Genomic DNA, 17,346 nt, shown 5'->3' with positions numbered 1-17,346 from the left:
AGATGTATGTATTAGAAAAACGCTGCAAAAGTAGTATATCTTTTTAAAACAACACGAAAAAAAAAGTAAAAAAATTTGCTTATAATATATTTTTCTTATTATCTTTGCGCAATATTAAAAATTGAAATTATGAGTAATAATTACGATAAACCGATTTTTACAGATGCTACGCCACATACCGAAAACAATGAGAGCGCTCAGTCTTTGCCTTCGTATCAGCATTTTGATAACAATGAGCCTCCAAAAGGGGGTGGTATCCTTTCAAAAATTATCATAGCCTTATTAGCCTTAGCTACTGGAGGGCTAGGGTACTACACCTATTTGCTAAACAAAGATAAAAAGGCTACTGAAAGTGAACTTTTAGAAAAGAAGGATCAAGTTCTTAGCGAATTAAAATTGCTTAAAGGTAGCTATGAGCAAATTGTACTTAAGAATAAAGGAATAGAGGAAGACTTGCTAGAAGCTCAGAATAAAATTGATAAGTATATTGATTCTTTACAAGATTCAAAAGTAAGTATATCATCATTATTACGTTTTAAAAGCCAAGCCTTTGCTCTTGCTAAAGAACGTGATTTGCTACTTCGAAAAAATGATTCACTATTACAAATAAACAAAACAATACAAAAAGATTTGGACAGCGTATCAGTAAAGTTAACGAGTACTACTGCCAAAGTTGATTCGCTTGCCCAACAAGCTAACAAACTGAAAAAGGTAGTAGAAGAAGGGTCAGCTTTACAGATAAACAAACTTATTGCAGAAGCTGTAAAAGGTTCAAAAAATAAAACTACCGATCGTGGGCGTGCTGCAGATAAGATAAGGATATGTTTCACCGTTGTAGCCAACAAAATAGCTAAAGCAGGAAGTAAAACTTTCTACATAAAAGTAACTGCTCCATCTGGCATTACTTTAGGAGCCAACGATACCCAATCAGTGGCTAATATCACAGTGAATTTTAGCACAGCACCTCATTTTATATATGAAAATAAAAGTGTTGATGTATGTGACTTCATTTCTAAAACCTCCAAAGAATTTGAAAAAGGAGCCTATAAAATAACCGTTTATGATGATAACCTAAATGAAGTAGGTTCAACCGACTTAGTACTAAAATAACAAATATAAAAGTCAAATTTTATGAAAACCAAATTATTAATGTTATGTTGCTTTTGGGGTATGCTAGCTAGTGCACAACCTCAAGATGTTTCAGTTGTTTTCCACACACCAGCAACCCATTTTACCGAAAGTATACCTATTGGTAATGGAAGATTAGGTGCTATGGTCTTTGGAAAAACGGACACTGACCGTATTGTTTTAAATGAAATCTCATTATGGTCAGGCGGTGCACAGGATGCTGATGACCATAATGCACATACCTATCTAAAGGATATACAAAAACTACTTTTAAAAGGTAAAAACCTAGAAGCTCAAGCTCTTTTGCAAAAACACTTTGTTGCTAAAGGAAAAGGCTCATGCCAAGGTCAAGGAGCTAATTGCAGTTATGGTTGTTACCAAATACTTGCAGATCTATTACTAGATTGGAAAACCAAAGCTACTATTAATAATTACAAACGTGTTCTTCGGTTAGATGAGGCTACAGCTGTTACTACCTACCAACGTGAAGATAACTCTATTGAACAAACAGCTTTTGCCGACTTTAAAAATGATATTATTTGGGTAAAAATTAAAGCAGAAAAGCCTTTCAGCCTGAACCTATCTCTGTTCCGTAAAGAGAATGCAAAGGTTACTTATCAGGGAAATAAAATAGCCCTTAGTGGGATACTACCTGATAATAATAAAGAAGGAATGCACTTTGCCTCTGTAATTGATATACAAACTAATGGACAGTTACAAAGTGCTGATAAGGCTACTGAAATACAAGATGCTACAGAATTGGTACTACGTATTAGTGCAGCTACTAACTACAACTTTTTAAGTGGTGGTCTTAGTAACAGCAATGTGAACGAAGTAGCAAATGCTTACCTACAAAAAGCACCTACTAATTTTGATACAGCTCTTACTGAAAGTAAAACTGCCTATCAAACTATCTTCAATCGTAACCGTTGGTATGGTAAAGCTAATTCTAATACAGAACATCTCACTACTTATCAGCGTTTAGAAGGTTTTTATCGTAGAGATAAAGATGCTTTACTTCCTATATTATACTACAACTTTGGAAGATACTTACTTATATCGTCTTCACGTGAAGGACTCCTACCGGCCAATCTACAAGGTCTTTGGGCAGAAGAGTACCAAACTCCTTGGAATGGTGATTACCACCTAAATATCAATGTACAAATGAACTACTGGTTGGCAGAAGCTACCAATCTTTCAGACCTTACTGAGCCTTTAAATCGCTTTGCTAAAAACTTAGTGCCTAATGGTAGCAAAACAGCTAAAGCCTATTATAATGCAGATGGATGGGTAGCGCATGTTATTAGTAATCCTTGGTTTTATACTTCACCTGGTGAGTCGGCTACATGGGGTTCAACCCTTACTGGGGGAGCTTGGTTGTGTGAGCATATATGGCAACATTACCTATTCACTAAAGATAAAGACTTCCTTAAAGAATATTACCCCGTATTGAAACAAGCTACCGCTTTTTTTGAAAGTATGCTTATTAAGGATCCTAAAGGGTACTGGGTAACAGCTCCGTCCAACTCTCCTGAGAATGCATACATATTACCAGAACTAAAAGATGGTAAGAAACAAGTAGGATACACCTGCATAGCTCCTACTATGGATATGCAGATAGTACGTGAAGTACTAAATAACACTATAAAATCTGCAGAAATATTAGGCACAGACAGCAATAAAATAACTGAGTGGAAGAATATTGTTAAGCATACAGTTCCTAATCGTATTGGTAAAAATGGTGACCTAAATGAGTGGATGGATGACTGGGATGATGCAGAACCACAACACCGACATGTTTCACATCTTTATGGGTTACATCCTTATGATGAAATTACTCCTTGGGATACGCCTAAGCTTGCTAAAGCTGCACGCAAAACATTAGAAATACGTGGTGATGCTGGTACTGGTTGGTCACGTGCTTGGAAACTAAACTTTTGGGCACGCTTATATGATGGCGATCACGCTTTAGTACTTTTAAGGCAGCTATTACATCCTGTTATGCCTGATGGACGTACTGGTGGTACCTACCCTAACTTATTCTGTGCTCACCCTCCTTTTCAAATAGATGGTAATTTTGGTGGTGTAGCAGGTATAGCTGAAATGTTATTACAAAGTCATGGTAAAGATAGTGTTATTCGCTTTTTACCTGCTTTACCATCTCACTCTGATTGGGAAAGTGGAACTATGAAAGGTATGAAAGCACGTAATGGTTTTACTGTTGATTTCAGATGGCAACAACACCGATTACAACATGCTACTATTACATCAGAAAAAGGAGAAAAATGTAGCGTTTTACTACCTGCAGGTAAAATTTTATATTATAAAGATAATGTTATTGCTAAATCAGGTAAGAAAGCTAAGGTAATAACTTTTTCAACCCAACAAGGAGAAAACTATATTATTAAGTAGAGTTTCGTATCATAAAATATTAATATAATAAAAGGGCTGTTCAATTTTATATTGAACAGCCCTTTTATTATTTATTATCTAAATGTTTATGCTTCGCAGCTACTGCAATTCACAAAGTTCATTATCATTTCTTTAGCTACAGACTGACTGCGTTGATAATACAATGATTTCACTCCTAACTTCCAAGCCTCAATCATCACTTTATTTACATCTTTAATAGGCATTACAGAAGGAATATTTAAGTTTAAGCTCTGTGCTTGATCTATATAAGCTTGTCGTTGTGCTGCTTGAGATATAATCTCCATAGGAGATATTTCTTTAAAGGTTTTAAATACATTCTTCTCTAACTGAGTAAGCTCTTGCAAGTGTTGTACAGAGCCATTATTCAAGCGGATAGAGCGCCATATATCTTCATTATTTAATCCTTTTTCCTCTAATAGTTGGGAAAGATACTTATTTTTACGCATAAAGTTTCCTTTTGATAAGCCCACCTTGTAATAATTACTAGAATAAGGTTCGATACCAGGTGATACTTGCCCTAAAATAGCTGAACTTGAAGTAGTAGGAGCAATAGCCATAGTAGTAGTATTACGCCTACCATAGCCTTTTAACAACTCGGGTTCACCATAAATATGGGCTAACTCTTTAGTAGCTTTATCAGCTTCTTCACGAATATGTTTGAAGGCACGAGCATTAAACTGTGTAGCTTCAAAACTTTCAAACGGAATCATATTGCGCTGTAAGTATGAATGATACCCCAATACCCCTAAACCTAATGCACGATGACGCATAGCAAACTTACGTGCTGACTGTAAGTAATAGTTACCTTTAGTTTTTTCAATAAACTCTGAAAGTACTGCATCGAGGAAGAAAATAGCTAATTTTACTGCTTTGGTATCTTTCCACTCATCAAACAACTCTAAGTTCATTGATGATAAGCAGCATATAAAGGACTCATCGGCACTAGAAGGCAACATAATTTCACTGCATAAGTTACTAGCACGGATAGTCATATCATTATCCTTATACACCTGTGGACGCACACGGTTCACATTATCACTAAAGAAAATATATGGTAAGCCTTTTTGCTGACGTGATTCCAGCACACGTGCCCAAAGACGGCGTTTTTCCATATCACCATCAATCATTTCTTGCATCCAATAGTCGGGGACACATAGACCAAAGAAAAGGTTTTGTATTGGAAATTCTACATCTTTAATTTGCAAAAACTCTTCGGCGTCGGGGTGGTCTATATCTAAGTAAGCGGCAAAAGCACCTCGCCTTACCCCTCCTTGAGATACGACATCCATAGCAGAGTCAAACAGTTTCATAAAGCTCACTGCTCCACTTGATTTTCCATTATCGGTAACAGCAGAACCGCGACTGCGTAACTCGCCAAAATAACCAGAAGTACCACCGCCTATCTTGGTTTGCATAATTACCTCGCCTAACTTGTGAGTAATACCCTCAATACTATCGGGTACATGTACGTTAAAACAAGAAATAGGCAACCCTCTTTCGGTACCCATATTAGCCCATATAGGCGATGAAAAACTAATCCAGCCCTTAGTAATCATCTCTTTAAAAGCAGGCTGTAATTCGGGCTTATAAAGCCTACGAGCCGCCGCATGTGTAATGCGGTCGATAGCTCCTTCTACGCTTTCGCCCTTTAATAAATATCCTCGGTTGAGAATTTGTTCTGACTCATCATTGAGCCACCATATATCTTTTTGCTCCTCCATAATTTCTTTTTTCGGGGTGCAAATTAACGGCTTTAAATTCAATTTACAAAGTATAAGTTATCAACAAAGTTTTCAACAATATTAAAAAACTATTGATCGGGCTTTGGTATATCAGTAGAAAATTATATTTTTGCGCCAGAAAAACACTTCTTCTTTAGAAGAAAAAGGGTAAAAAAGTATGAAATTCATCACTCTTACAACTGATTTTGGCTTACGAGATTACTCGGTAGGTGCTGTAAAAGGGGCTCTTTATAGCAAGTGCCCTAATGCTTGTATTGCTGATATTTCGCACTTAGTCTCACCCTTTGATATTTTTCAAACAGCTTTTATACTAAAAAACGCTTATAAACATTTTCCTACAGGAAGTATTCATATTATAGGCGTAGATGCTGAACGTACTCCCGAAAAGCGTCATTTGCTAATGTTACTGAATGGTCACTATTTTATTGGAGCTGACAATGGTATTTTTCATCTTTTAGCAGAAAATAAAACTAATGCAAAGTTATATGACATCAGTGCTATTACCCCCCCTACTCTATTCCCTACTCTTTACCATTTTCCGCTAATAGCTGAACAACTATACAAAGGGGTAACTCCTGAGCAAATAGGTAGTGCTACTGACACTTATACTGAAGCTAGTTATTTTAAACCCGAAATAAGCTCAAACAACAATCACATTTACGGTTCTATTGTTTATATTGACCATTATGGAAATGGGGTAACCAATATTAGTAGAGAGGTTTTTGAGGAGGTAGGAAAAGGACGTCCTTTTGAGGTGATTGTGAATATCTTTTCATTCAAAAGAATTTACAATCGTTATTCTGACATACTAAACTTTAAAGTGCCTGCTAATAATAGAGCCATAATGGATGGAGAGAAGATGCTTATTTTTAATGAATTAGATTTACTTCAGTTCTGTATATACAAAAGTGATACTCGTACTGTAGGAGGAGCCTCATCACTTTTGGGAATTAATTACCACGATAAGGTAAGTGTATTCTTTAAGGATTAAAGTTTAAGCATAAGAATTCAAAAAGGTCAGGCTTGTGGGATATATCCTACAAGCCTGACCTTTTTAGGTTAATTAAAGATTAAAATTAATCGGTAATTACCTTTACAGGAGTACCGTTATCAATATTAATTTGTCCGCTAGTAATTACCTCTTCTCCAGCAGAAAGTCCGCTAATGATTTCTACTTTATCACCAAAGTTTCTGCCACTTTTTACAATTACCATTTGGGCTTTACCATCTACTACTTTAAATATTTTGTTTTGACTTACACTACCTACAAAAGCCTTATGAGGTACCACAAGAGCGGTAGCATTATCGGTAGCAGAAGCAAACTCGGCAGAGGCATACATACCGGCTTTTAGATTTTTATCTTTGTTAGCCACTAATATTTCGACAGGAAACTTCATAGCGCCATTTGACTTAGGGGCTATAAATGATATTTTACCTTCAATAAAATCAGTTGAAGCACTTGGTTTTATTTTCACCATGTTTCCTACTTTTAGCTTGCTTACTTGTTGTTCATCAACAGTGATTTTAAGTTTTAGATTATCTATATTTACTACATTGAACAAAGGCTGACCAGGATTCACTAATGTTCCTTCTTCAACCTCTTTGCTAGTAACAATACCGTTAATTTTGCTACGTACTGCTGTATTACCTGATACTATAGAAGCAGAGTTATAGTTAGCCTGAGCATTTTTAAGTTGTAGGCGTACTTGTTCAAGCTGCTGAGCTGTAACCCCGCCTGTTTTAAAAGCACTTTCAAAGCGTTGTAAATCGGCTTTTGCATTTTCAAGTACTGCTTTGGCATTGTCAAGCTGTACATTGGTTCTGTCGGCTTTTGTTTGAGCCAATACCTGACCTGCTTTCACATAATCGCCTTCTTTTACAAAGATTTTAATAACTTGTCCGCCTACTTCTGACGATACATTTAAATCTTGTTCTGCCTCAAAAGTACCATTAGCAGAGAAGAAGCTTGTTACTTTTTCATCAGCTACTTTGGCAGTACGTACTGCTACTTGAGCTTCTTTTTGAGCAACTATAGCTACTTCTTGAGCGTTCTTTTCTTTGTTAGAATAAAGTCGGTAGCCTGTAAAAGCAAAAAGGGCTACAATAATAATAATGGTAATTATTTTCTTCATTTGTTTAGATGAAATTTATGAGTCTTAAAATTCGGGGGCAAAGGTACGGCAAAAAAACTTAATAAACAAAAAAAGTTTCCATTATTTTAAGTGAGAGATTAGAAAAGGGAGGTAACAAGACTTGAAAAAGCTAATATTAAAATCACATTACCCCTTTCAAAGATTTGGGGTACCTATTGAGGTTCTTATTTCCGTTATTAGTATGAAAGCTGGTATAACTGACAATCTGTGGGGTTGATAGGCTGTACATAATAACATCACTAAAATAGTTTTAAACATTACATCATCTAATATATTATCCTTCTGGTATTATCCAAAGTGCAATATCTCGTTTCTCTATTTCATCTATTATTTTTAGAACCTTATGTTTTTCTATTTCTAATACTTTTAAATTTTTAATAAGCGATATATCATCTATTTCTTTGATAAATTCATTATCATACAAACAGAGCCTTTTTAAATTTGGCAATTGCTCTAAGCCTTCTAAACTTTCTATTTCGGAGCCATAACTCACATCCAAATGCTCAAGAGATTTCAACTTGCTAAACGGAAGAAAGTTTTTAAAAGGACAAGATAGCATCTCAATATATTTTAATTTTTTGCATACCTCCAAGCCATCAAAAGTTTGCTGGTCATCATAATAAGTATGAATTGCATACAATTCTCGCAAATTAGGAGTATTTTTGAGTGAATAGAAATCAAAACCTTTCAACTTTATATGTAATTTTTTGAGCTTGGGCAATGCAACATCTATTTCTTTAAAATGTTCAGCATCCAATTTCTCAAGCAAAGGAATATAAGCTCCTTTCAAACTATTAACCGAATAAGGCATTACCAACTCCCGTAAAGAAGGTAAATATACATCTTTTAAACTATGTGTTTCAAAACCTCCTATGGCTAAACTCCTCAGAGAAGGCAAATGAGCCTCTGCCAACGAATATACATAAGGATTTTCTTCTGGATAGTTTCGATTAGAAATAGTCAGTTCTTTTAAAGAAGGTAACTGAAGAAATTGACAAAATCGCTTTGAATGGATAATGCTATTAGAAATATATAATTCCTTGAGTTTTTTAAATTCAGTAAGTACACTCAAATCATCTAAAGTGCACCTCAAAAAATTTATACTTTTTACAGTATCAGCAAAAGGCAAAAAATCATCAAATGATTTTATATCCTTATCCATAAAAAATAATTCCACAGGTATTCCTCTGTATAATCGTATGAAATTACCATACCCTTGATGGGAATGAATGATTTTTAAATTGTATTTGTCGGTAAAATAGCTGTACATAAATAGATGTATTATTAAAAAACACTTTGCCAAAGGTTTTATAGCCTGTTGTGCTATAACCTTTGGCAAAGTATATGATATTACAAATTGGATATAGGGTTTGCATCGTCGCCTGAACGGCTTGTACCCATAAGCATTAAGTAGGCTTTGAGGAACTCATCGAGTTCGCCGTTCATTACGCTATCTACATCGGTAGATTCATAACTGGTACGTACATCCTTCACGAGTTTATAAGGGTGCATTACATAGTTACGTATTTGTGACCCCCATTCTATCTTCATTTTGCCTGCTTCTATCTCATCGCGTTTGGCTTGACGCTTTTTGAGTTCTATTTCATACAGTTGTGATTTGAGCAATTGCAATGCTTTGTTTTTATTATCGAGCTGGCTGCGGGTTTCGGAGTTCTCAATAATAATACCTGTAGGGTGGTGGCGGAGGCGTACTGCGGTCTCTACTTTATTCACATTCTGCCCGCCTGCCCCACTGGAGCGCATTGTCTCGAAGGTAATATCGGCAGGGTTGATTTCTATTTCAATGGTATCATCGGCCAGTGGGTATACATATACCGAGGCAAAAGAAGTGTGGCGCTTGGCATTGCTATCAAAAGGTGAGATACGCACTAAGCGATGTACGCCATTTTCTCCTTTGAGATAACCAAAGGCATATTCGCCTTCAATTTCAATAGTAACTGTTTTGACGCCTGCTACATCACCTTCTTGGAAGTTGAGTGTTTTGACCTTGTACTTTTGGTTATTACACCACATAGTGTACATACGCAAGAGCATTGAAGCCCAGTCGCAACTTTCGGTACCGCCTGCTCCTGCTGTAATTTGGAGTACAGCACTCATTGCATCGCCTTCATCGGAGAGCATATTGCGGAACTCTAATGCCTCGATAGCGTGTAGGGCTTGGGTGTATTGGTGATCGACCTCATCGGGGGTAGCTTCGCCTTCTTTAAAGAAATCGAGCAATACCTCGACATCGGAGGTAAGGCTTTCGGCTTCCTGATAATCTTCTACCCATTTTTTTTTGGTACGAAGCTCACGCATTATTTTTTCGGCCTCTTTGGCGTTATCCCAGAAATTGGGTGCAAAAGTTTTTTCTTCTTCGTTACTTATCTCGATGCGTTTGGCATCTATGTCAAAGATACCTCCTTAACGCACCGAGGCGATTCACTAAATCCTTAACTTGTTCGTTATTCGTCATTCTTATTAGATAAGAAGCAAGAGGTAAGGAGCTTACCTCTTACTTGCATTAAACTTTTAATATTTCGGCTTCTTTTACAGCTAATACTTCTTCTACTTTTTTGATATACTTATCGGTAAGTTTTTGTACGCGCTCTTCGGCATCTTTTTTAATATCGTCGGAAGTTTCTACTTTTTTGATTTCTTTATTAGCATCTTGACGAGCATTGCGCACACTGATTTTGGCGTCTTCGCCTTCTCCTTTGGCTTGTTTTACAAGTTCGCGGCGGCGTTCTTCGGTAAGAGGTGGAACGGTAATAATTACCATATCGCCGTTATTCATAGGGTTAAAGCCCAAGTTGGCTATTTGGATAGCTTTTTCAATAGGCTGGATCATTTTCTTTTCCCAAGGCTGGATGGAGATAGTACGAGAATCGGGCGCTGATACATTGGCTACCTGACTAAGAGGAGTTTGCGCTCCGTAATAATCGACCATTACGCTGCTTACCATTTGCGGACTTGCCTTACCAGCACGGATATTGCCTAAAGCCTTATCCAAGTGTTGCAATGCTTCTTGCATCGCTTCGTTTGTAGTGTCTAAGATAATATTAATTTCTTCGTTCATTTTATTAATTGTTACATATTAATTATTTACAGTTGTCCCGACATTTTCGCCTGCTACTACTTTGGCTAGGTTACCTTTTTTATTCATATCGAATACGATAATAGGCAATTTGTTTTCTTGGCTAAGGGTAAAGGCAGTCATATCCATTACTTTGAGGTTTTTATCAATACACTCATTAAAAGATATATGATCAAACTTTACTGCATTAGGGTCTTTTTCAGGGTCAGCAGTATAGATACCATCTACGCGAGTACCTTTGAGTATTACATCGGCATTGATTTCGATAGCGCGAAGTACGGCTGCTGAATCGGTAGTGAAGTAAGGGTTACCTGTACCTGCGCCGAAGATGACTACGCGTCCTTTTTCTAAATGACGTACTGCGCGGCGTTTGATAAAAGGCTCGGCTATGGCTTCCATTTTGATAGCTGTTTGCAGGCGGGTGAAGATACCTTCATCTTCCAAGGCGCTTTGCAGAGCGAGTGAGTTGATGACAGTGGCAAGCATTCCCATATAGTCGCCTTGCACCCTATCCATACCATTGCTAGCGCCTGCTACCCCGCGGAAGATATTTCCGCCACCAATTACGATAGCTACTTGTACTCCTTGTTTGACTACTTCTTTAATTTCGGTAGCGTATTCTTTTAAGCGTGCGGGATCGATACCGTACTGGCTGCTTCCCATAAGGGCTTCGCCACTTAGTTTGAGTAAAATTCGTTTGTATTTCATATATTTAGAAATGTTTTTCTATAATCAAAAGAGATAGTTCTTGTTAAAGATTTTACAAAAGTAGGTATTTTGTATGAAACTACCAAATTTAATTTTATTTTTTGACGGTAGTTGAATTTAATACCATCGCCTTATTCATACTTGGTTGGCAAGTGCTGAGAAGTTATTGCAAGGAAAGAGGGAGAAGCAAAGATGTGATTTTAAATTGAAGAAAATGCAATGTTTTGGGGTTTTTGTTGCGAATTTGGCAAAGAGAGAGTGAGAGATGGATATACCTGAGAATCAGATAGGTAAGGTTTATACTTCGTTTATAGTTCGTTATTCGTTCGTTATTGGTTCGTTCATCCTATAAGGTAGCTCTAAGCTTCTTTTGACAATGCTAATAGCTGAATGGTTTGATTATTAAGGAATTGTATTTCTTACCAAAAAACAGAATGGAGGGTAGAAATTTTTGGATTATTGGCAATGAAAATGAATTTTGGTAAAAAAATAAGCAATAAGTAATAAAAAGTGAAAAAGTGAAAAGAAGTGAGTTGGGGGGAAGGGGAAAAGACTTTAACAATGGGTTATTAGGGACTTTAAAGTTGTGCATTGGAGAAGTATTTTTTATATGCAAATATGGTGGAGGAAAAACTTAAAAAAATTTGTGCAATCAAAAATATTTTGTAATTTTGCGATTTAAAATAACATCGACTATGATAGATCCTAACAAACTTTCAGTTGGTATATTGTTACCTATTGAATCATATCAAGGCGCTATTCCGAAAATGGAACACCAGAAAGAGCTTATACAAAGGGCTGAGACTTTGGGGTTCGATACTGTTTGGGTGCGTGATATACCGCTTAACAATCCTGATTTTAAGGAGGTAGGTCAGATTTTTGATCCTTGGGTATATTTATCACATATAGCGACCCTTACTAAGAGCATAAAAATAGGTATTGCGAGTGTGATTTTACCTTTGCGTCACCCATTACATGTGGCTAAGGCATCGGCGAGTCTTGATGTGCTTTTTCCTAATAGATTTATGATGGGAATAGCCTCGGGAGACCGCCCTGTGGAGTATCCTGCATTCAATAAGCCTTTTGAGCTACGTAGTGCCCGTGTATCGGAACATATGCGTATGTTACAAGACCTATGGAGTAAGGAATTTCCTACTTACAACAACGATTATGGTACCCTTATGGCTAATGTAGGCGATGTAGTGCCAAAACCACTGCGCAAAAGTATACCTATGTACGTTACTGGACACGTAGGAGGGGTAAATTTGGATTGGATTGCAAAAAACTCGGATGGATGGATTTACTATCCGCGTGATTTTGCTTTTACAAAAAAAATAGTACAAGATTGGCACGAGACTCTTACTAAAGAAGGGCAACCTAAAAAGCCTTATATACAGCCCGTATATATAGACCTGATGGAGGATCCTAACTTTGAACCACAAAAGATGGACTTGGGTTTCCGATTGGGGCGTAACTACCTAATAGATATGTTCCAAGAGTTGGAGAAGATAGGTGTAAACCATACTATGCTTGTGCTAAAATACTGCAGTCGCCCTGCTGGTGAAGTATTGGAGGAAATAGGTACTGAAATATTACCACAGCTGAAATAAGGTAATGAAAAAGTTTTTGCTTATACTTTGGCTTTGGTGTACTTGCTTGTATGCTAACGATGGGGCTTTTTATATGGCTGGAAACCAGTTGGTGCCTATTAATGAGACAGATATAGCTGTACGCAAAGAGATATTATACATAAAGAAGACGAAAGATTTTGCCGAAGTATCGGTATATTACGAGTTTTTCAACCCTAAAGAAGAAAAGGAGATTATTGTAGGTTTTGAAGCAGGGTTACCATCGGGAGATGCTACTTTTGAACCTGTAAATGGGCATCATCCTTATATGTACGACTTCACGGTATCATTAAACAACGTTTTTTTGCCCTTTGAAATAGCTTATGTAAAAACAAAGGCTTATGAAAAAACTGGCAAAATTAAGCCTTCAGACCTTAATTCTGACAAGAAAATCATTCAGAGTGAGGATGATTTTATGTATGTATATCACTTCAAAGCTACTTTTAAAAAAGGTAAGAATATCATAAAACATACTTATAGATACAAGCTATCGGGAGGTGTGTGCTACTATTATAATTTTGACTATGTACTTACGGCAGCTACACGCTGGGCTAACAAACAAATAGATGACTTTACTCTTATTTTGGATATGGGTAATTTCCAAACAGCTTCTATAAGCAAAACCTTCTTTAAAAACGGTAATGATTGGACTTTTAATGGGCTTGGCAAAGTAACTGAAAAACCTGAATATACTAATTTCTATATACAACAAGGGATATTGGTGTATGAGATGAAAAACTTTGTACCAAAAGGAGAACTATCAGTAGAAGAAATGCGTCCGTGGGGTTGTAAAGAAGATAGCGATCAGAAGTTTTTGTTTTCATTAGGGAAAAATTGGGTAATAGGTAGCCCAGAAGAGAAAACCCCTGAAGAGAGGCGCATTATACGAAATCTTCCTTTTGCAAGACGTGGATATATATTTAAAGACAAAACCCTACAAGATGTTTTTAAAAATGAAGATTGGTATCTTCCTAACCCGAGTTATGTACCAGAAGTAGAAGCGCTTACTGAAGAAGAAAAACAACTCATTAAAACATTTAAATAAAGCTAATTATGACTATTACACAATACCAATACGTGCTGGCAGTAGCCAAATACAAAAACTTTACTACTGCTGCTGAACACAGCTTTGTTACCCAGCCTACCCTAAGTATGCAGGTACAGAAACTAGAGGAAGAACTGGGGGTTACTATTTTTGACAGAAGTAAAAAGCCTTTGCAAGTTACTGAAATAGGTGAGCAAATTATTAAACAAGCACAGGTAATTGTGAATGAGGCTGACCGAATGAGTGATATAGTAGCCCAGCAAAAGGGATTTGTAGGGGGAGAATTTAAGGTGGGTATCATTCCTACAGTAACCCCTACCTTATTACCTATGTTCCTGAATAACTTCATTAAGAAATATCCTAAAGTATGCTTAAAAATTGAGGAGCAGACTACTGAAAATATTCTGAAGAAAATAGAAGATGGTAGTTATGATGCTGGTATTTTGGCAACACCCTTACATAATCCTACCATTATAGAGCGACCTTTGTACTATGAGCCTTTTGTGGCTTATATACCTCAAAATCACCGTTTGCAGAATTCTAAAACTATTTATTCGGAAGATTTGGATGTGAATGATATCTTGATGTTGGAAGATGGACATTGTTTTAAAGACAGTGTACTGAATATTTGCAACCAAGATATGATAGAGGCTAAGGAACATTTTCAGTTAAAAAGTGGTAGCTTTGAAACTTTAGTGCGCTTGGCTAATGAGGGACTGGGTATGACACTTTTACCCTACTTACACACCTTAGACCTAAAGGAAGAGGAACAAAAGAGAGTACATTACTTTGCTGAACCTTATCCTGCTAGGGAAATAAGCTTAGTATACCATAAAAATGAATTAAAAAAGCAGATTATCAAAGCCTTACACGATACTATATCGGGGGTAATACGGGGGGCTATTGTATTCCAAAATGTAAAAATCATTAGCCCTACCCGAGAAAGGCACAGAATTTGATATAGGTAAGAGATAAAGTTACCTAACACTAAAAAACCATTTTAGAATGAAGAATATTTCAGCAGTATTATTTTTATTATTAATTTCGTTTGCATCATGCAGTTTCACAAAAAAGTTTGACAACCCTGATAAGGATAAAGATGGGATATTGTTGGACATTGTACAGTATGTGCTATCGAAAGCCCATTTTAGTCCGGTACAATTGGACGATGCTTTTTCAAAAAAAGTATTTGATAGTTATCTGAAGAACTTGGATGCACAAAAACGCTATTTTTTACAATCAGACCTTACTGAATTCAAAAAATATGAAACACAGTTGGACGATGATTTAAAGAATGGTGATATAACCTTTTTTAACCTAACATACGAACGCATTAAGCAACGTATGAAAGAGGCTGAGGATATTACGAAAGCTATCTTTGCTAAACCTATTGACTTTAATTCAAACGAAAGTATCAATACTGATTATGAAAAATTATTGTTTGTAAAGAACAAAACGGAATTACAAAAACGTTGGAAACAGATAATTCTTTTCTCGACACTTTCTACTTACTACACTAAGCAGAAAGAGGAAACTACTAAGAAAGAAAAAGATGCTAAATATACCCCTAAAAGTGATGAAGTACTGAAAAAAGAATCGGTAGAGGCTACACAAAAAACTTTGAACGATATGTTCAGTATCTACAACGATATCACCCGTGAAGAGTGGTTTAGTGTTTATGTTAATAGCCTTACAGAAACTTTTGACCCTCACTCTAACTACTTAGCTCCTGATGCTAAAGAAAGTTTTGACCGTGATATGTCGGGTAAATTTGAAGGTATTGGAGCGCAACTACAAAAGAAAACCGAAGGAATTAGTATTATGAATATTATTTCGGGAGGACCTGTATGGAAGGGTAAACTTTTAGAAGTAGGCGATATGATACTAAAAGTAGGACAAGGAAATGAAGAGCCTGTAGATGTAGTAGGTATGCGCTTAGATGATGCTGTAAAACTCATAAAAGGGCCTAAAGGAACTGAAGTACGCCTTACAGTAAAACGTGTAGATGGTACTATTGAAGTTGTTCCTATTATCCGTGATGTAGTTGAAATAGAAGAAACTTATGCCAAATCGGCAGTAATTACTGCTAATGGCAAACGATATGGCCTTATTAATCTTCCTAAGTTTTACATCAGCTTTGAAGATGTGAATGGACGAAATGCTGCTACAGATGTAGCCTTAGAAATAGAAAACCTTAAAAAAGAAAATATAGATGGGCTTATAATAGACCTTCGCAGCAATGGAGGTGGCTCACTAAAAACAGTGGTGGATATAGGAGGTATGTTCATCTCTAAAGGACCTATTGTTCAAGTAAAATCATCTCGCGGAAGTCGTGATGTGTATTCAGACAACGACCCTAATATACAATGGGATGGCTCACTTGTAATACTTACTAATGAGTTATCAGCCTCGGCTTCAGAAATATTAGCAGCTGCTATGCAAGATTACAAACGTGCTATTATCATAGGAGGTAAACAAACCTTTGGAAAGGGTACTGTACAGAATGTGGTAAGCCTAAACGAGTTTTTACGTCAAAATGATTATGGTGATCTTGGAGCTTTAAAAGTTACTATACAAAAGTTTTATCGTATTAATGGTGGCTCTACTCAGTTAAAAGGTGTAGAAAGTGATGTAGTTGTACCAGATAAATACAAGTATATTGATATAGGAGAACGTGATATGCCTAATGCTATGGCTTGGGATAAAATAGAAGCCGCTAAATATACGCCTTGGACAAATAATGGTAATTTTGACAAGGCTATGGAAAATAGCAAAAAGCGCATTAGCAACAATCAGTATTTAAAACTAATTGATGAGAATGCCCAGTGGATTAAACAGCAGCAAAACGACAACGTGTTCCCTTTAAATTACGAACGTTATAAACAAGTAATAGACAGAAATGAAGAACAAGCTAAGAAATTCAAAGCTATTGCTGATTACAAATCAGATTTAAAATTCAGCTCTGTTACTTCTGAAGAAAGAAAAGTAAAAACTAATGAAGACCTTAAACTACGCCGCGATCGTTGGCACGAAAACTTACAGAAAGACGTGTATATAGACGAAGCAGTGAAAGTTTTGGAAGACTTGAATACTAAGCAATAATTAACAATTAATAAAACATTGGCAAAGCTATGGGCTTTGCCAATGTTTTTTTATGTCAAAACACAAAAAAAGGGTTTTTCTTTGCTGATGTACTTTGTAACTTATGCCCTCAATTCGTTTTATCATATCATCAACTTATCAACATTTTTTTTGCATTTTCTTCAGTAAAAAAAAATAAAAACTGACGATCTTTCAATAAAAGACCTTTTTGTTGTTTTTCTTTTTCTGTTTTATCAAAATAAAAGATGTTATAAAATGATACAAAAAAGTTGATGTTTATTATTTTTTATTTTTTTTCTTGGTAATTACA

13 protein-coding genes are annotated in these 17,346 nt (G+C 36.2%); 7 read left to right on the top strand and 6 right to left on the bottom strand.

The annotated features are described in order from the left end of the window. Positions 1–129 precede the first annotated feature (129 nt). Positions 130–1,110 carry a hypothetical protein gene (locus tag C4H12_RS03400; RefSeq protein WP_106097678.1) on the top strand — a complete coding sequence of 327 codons (981 nt, stop codon included), beginning with the start codon at positions 130–132 and terminating at the stop codon, positions 1,108–1,110. Between the two features lie 21 nt (positions 1,111–1,131). After that, a complete protein-coding gene (locus C4H12_RS03395) occupies positions 1,132–3,540 on the top strand; it encodes a glycoside hydrolase N-terminal domain-containing protein (RefSeq protein WP_106097677.1) in 2,409 nt (802 codons plus the stop codon). Positions 3,541–3,626: 86 nt separating this feature from the next. Here C4H12_RS03395 and C4H12_RS03390 read toward each other — a convergent pair whose 3' ends face one another. Further along, positions 3,627–5,282 (bottom strand): ribonucleoside-diphosphate reductase subunit alpha, encoded by a 1,656-nt coding sequence (locus C4H12_RS03390; protein WP_106097676.1) that lies wholly within the window; start codon positions 5,280–5,282, stop codon positions 3,627–3,629. 178 nt (positions 5,283–5,460) lie between these two features. On the opposite strand from C4H12_RS03390, the gene C4H12_RS03385 reads away from it, so the two are divergent. Continuing rightward, entirely contained in the window at positions 5,461–6,294 is an 834-nt protein-coding gene (locus C4H12_RS03385) for an S-adenosyl-l-methionine hydroxide adenosyltransferase family protein (protein ID WP_106097675.1), read from the top strand. A gap of 85 nt (positions 6,295–6,379) precedes the next feature. Here the strand turns inward: C4H12_RS03385 and C4H12_RS03380 are convergent, their stop codons facing one another. The 5 genes from C4H12_RS03380 to pyrH form a co-directional block, all read right to left on the bottom strand. Next, positions 6,380–7,435 carry an efflux RND transporter periplasmic adaptor subunit gene (locus tag C4H12_RS03380; protein WP_106097674.1) on the bottom strand — a complete coding sequence of 352 codons (1,056 nt, stop codon included), beginning with the start codon at positions 7,433–7,435 and terminating at the stop codon, positions 6,380–6,382. Positions 7,436–7,730: 295 nt separating this feature from the next. Next, entirely contained in the window at positions 7,731–8,726 is a 996-nt protein-coding gene (locus tag C4H12_RS03375) for a leucine-rich repeat domain-containing protein (protein ID WP_106097673.1), read from the bottom strand. Positions 8,727–8,806: 80 nt separating this feature from the next. Then, a protein-coding gene (prfB, locus tag C4H12_RS03370) for a peptide chain release factor 2 (protein WP_129588199.1) occupies positions 8,807–9,932 on the bottom strand; the annotation gives its coding sequence in 2 pieces (ribosomal slippage) (positions 8,807–9,868 and positions 9,870–9,932; 1,125 coding nt in all). 48 nt (positions 9,933–9,980) lie between these two features. Next, on the bottom strand, positions 9,981–10,535 hold the full coding sequence (gene frr / locus C4H12_RS03365) for a ribosome recycling factor (RefSeq protein ID WP_106097671.1): 555 nt from the start codon (positions 10,533–10,535) through the stop codon (positions 9,981–9,983). Positions 10,536–10,553: 18 nt separating this feature from the next. Continuing rightward, complete coding sequence (pyrH, locus tag C4H12_RS03360; RefSeq protein ID WP_106097670.1) at positions 10,554–11,261, bottom strand: UMP kinase; 708 nt, start codon at positions 11,259–11,261, stop codon at positions 10,554–10,556. A 695-nt stretch (positions 11,262–11,956) separates the two neighbouring features. On the opposite strand from pyrH, the gene C4H12_RS03355 reads away from it, so the two are divergent. The 4 genes from C4H12_RS03355 to C4H12_RS03340 are packed head-to-tail and all read left to right on the top strand — an operon-like array spanning position 11,957 to position 17,036. Then, positions 11,957–12,871: an LLM class oxidoreductase gene (locus tag C4H12_RS03355; protein WP_106097669.1), complete on the top strand. Its 915-nt coding sequence runs from the start codon at positions 11,957–11,959 to the stop codon at positions 12,869–12,871. Positions 12,872–12,875: 4 nt separating this feature from the next. Continuing rightward, a complete protein-coding gene (locus C4H12_RS03350; protein WP_106097668.1) occupies positions 12,876–13,934 on the top strand; it encodes a YARHG domain-containing protein in 1,059 nt (352 codons plus the stop codon). An 8-nt stretch (positions 13,935–13,942) separates the two neighbouring features. After that, the gene (locus C4H12_RS03345) at positions 13,943–14,893 is read left to right on the top strand and encodes a hydrogen peroxide-inducible genes activator (RefSeq protein ID WP_106097667.1); all 951 of its coding nucleotides are present in this window, start codon (positions 13,943–13,945) and stop codon (positions 14,891–14,893) included. A gap of 46 nt (positions 14,894–14,939) precedes the next feature. Then, on the top strand, positions 14,940–17,036 hold the full coding sequence (locus tag C4H12_RS03340) for a carboxy terminal-processing peptidase (RefSeq protein ID WP_106097666.1): 2,097 nt from the start codon (positions 14,940–14,942) through the stop codon (positions 17,034–17,036). Positions 17,037–17,346 lie beyond the last annotated feature (310 nt).

This window comes from Capnocytophaga sp. oral taxon 878 (assembly GCF_002999135.1).
Lineage (GTDB): Bacteria > Bacteroidota > Bacteroidia > Flavobacteriales > Flavobacteriaceae > Capnocytophaga.
The sequence above is the reverse complement of the archived record's forward strand: the minus strand, read 5'-3'. Positions and strand labels throughout refer to the sequence as shown.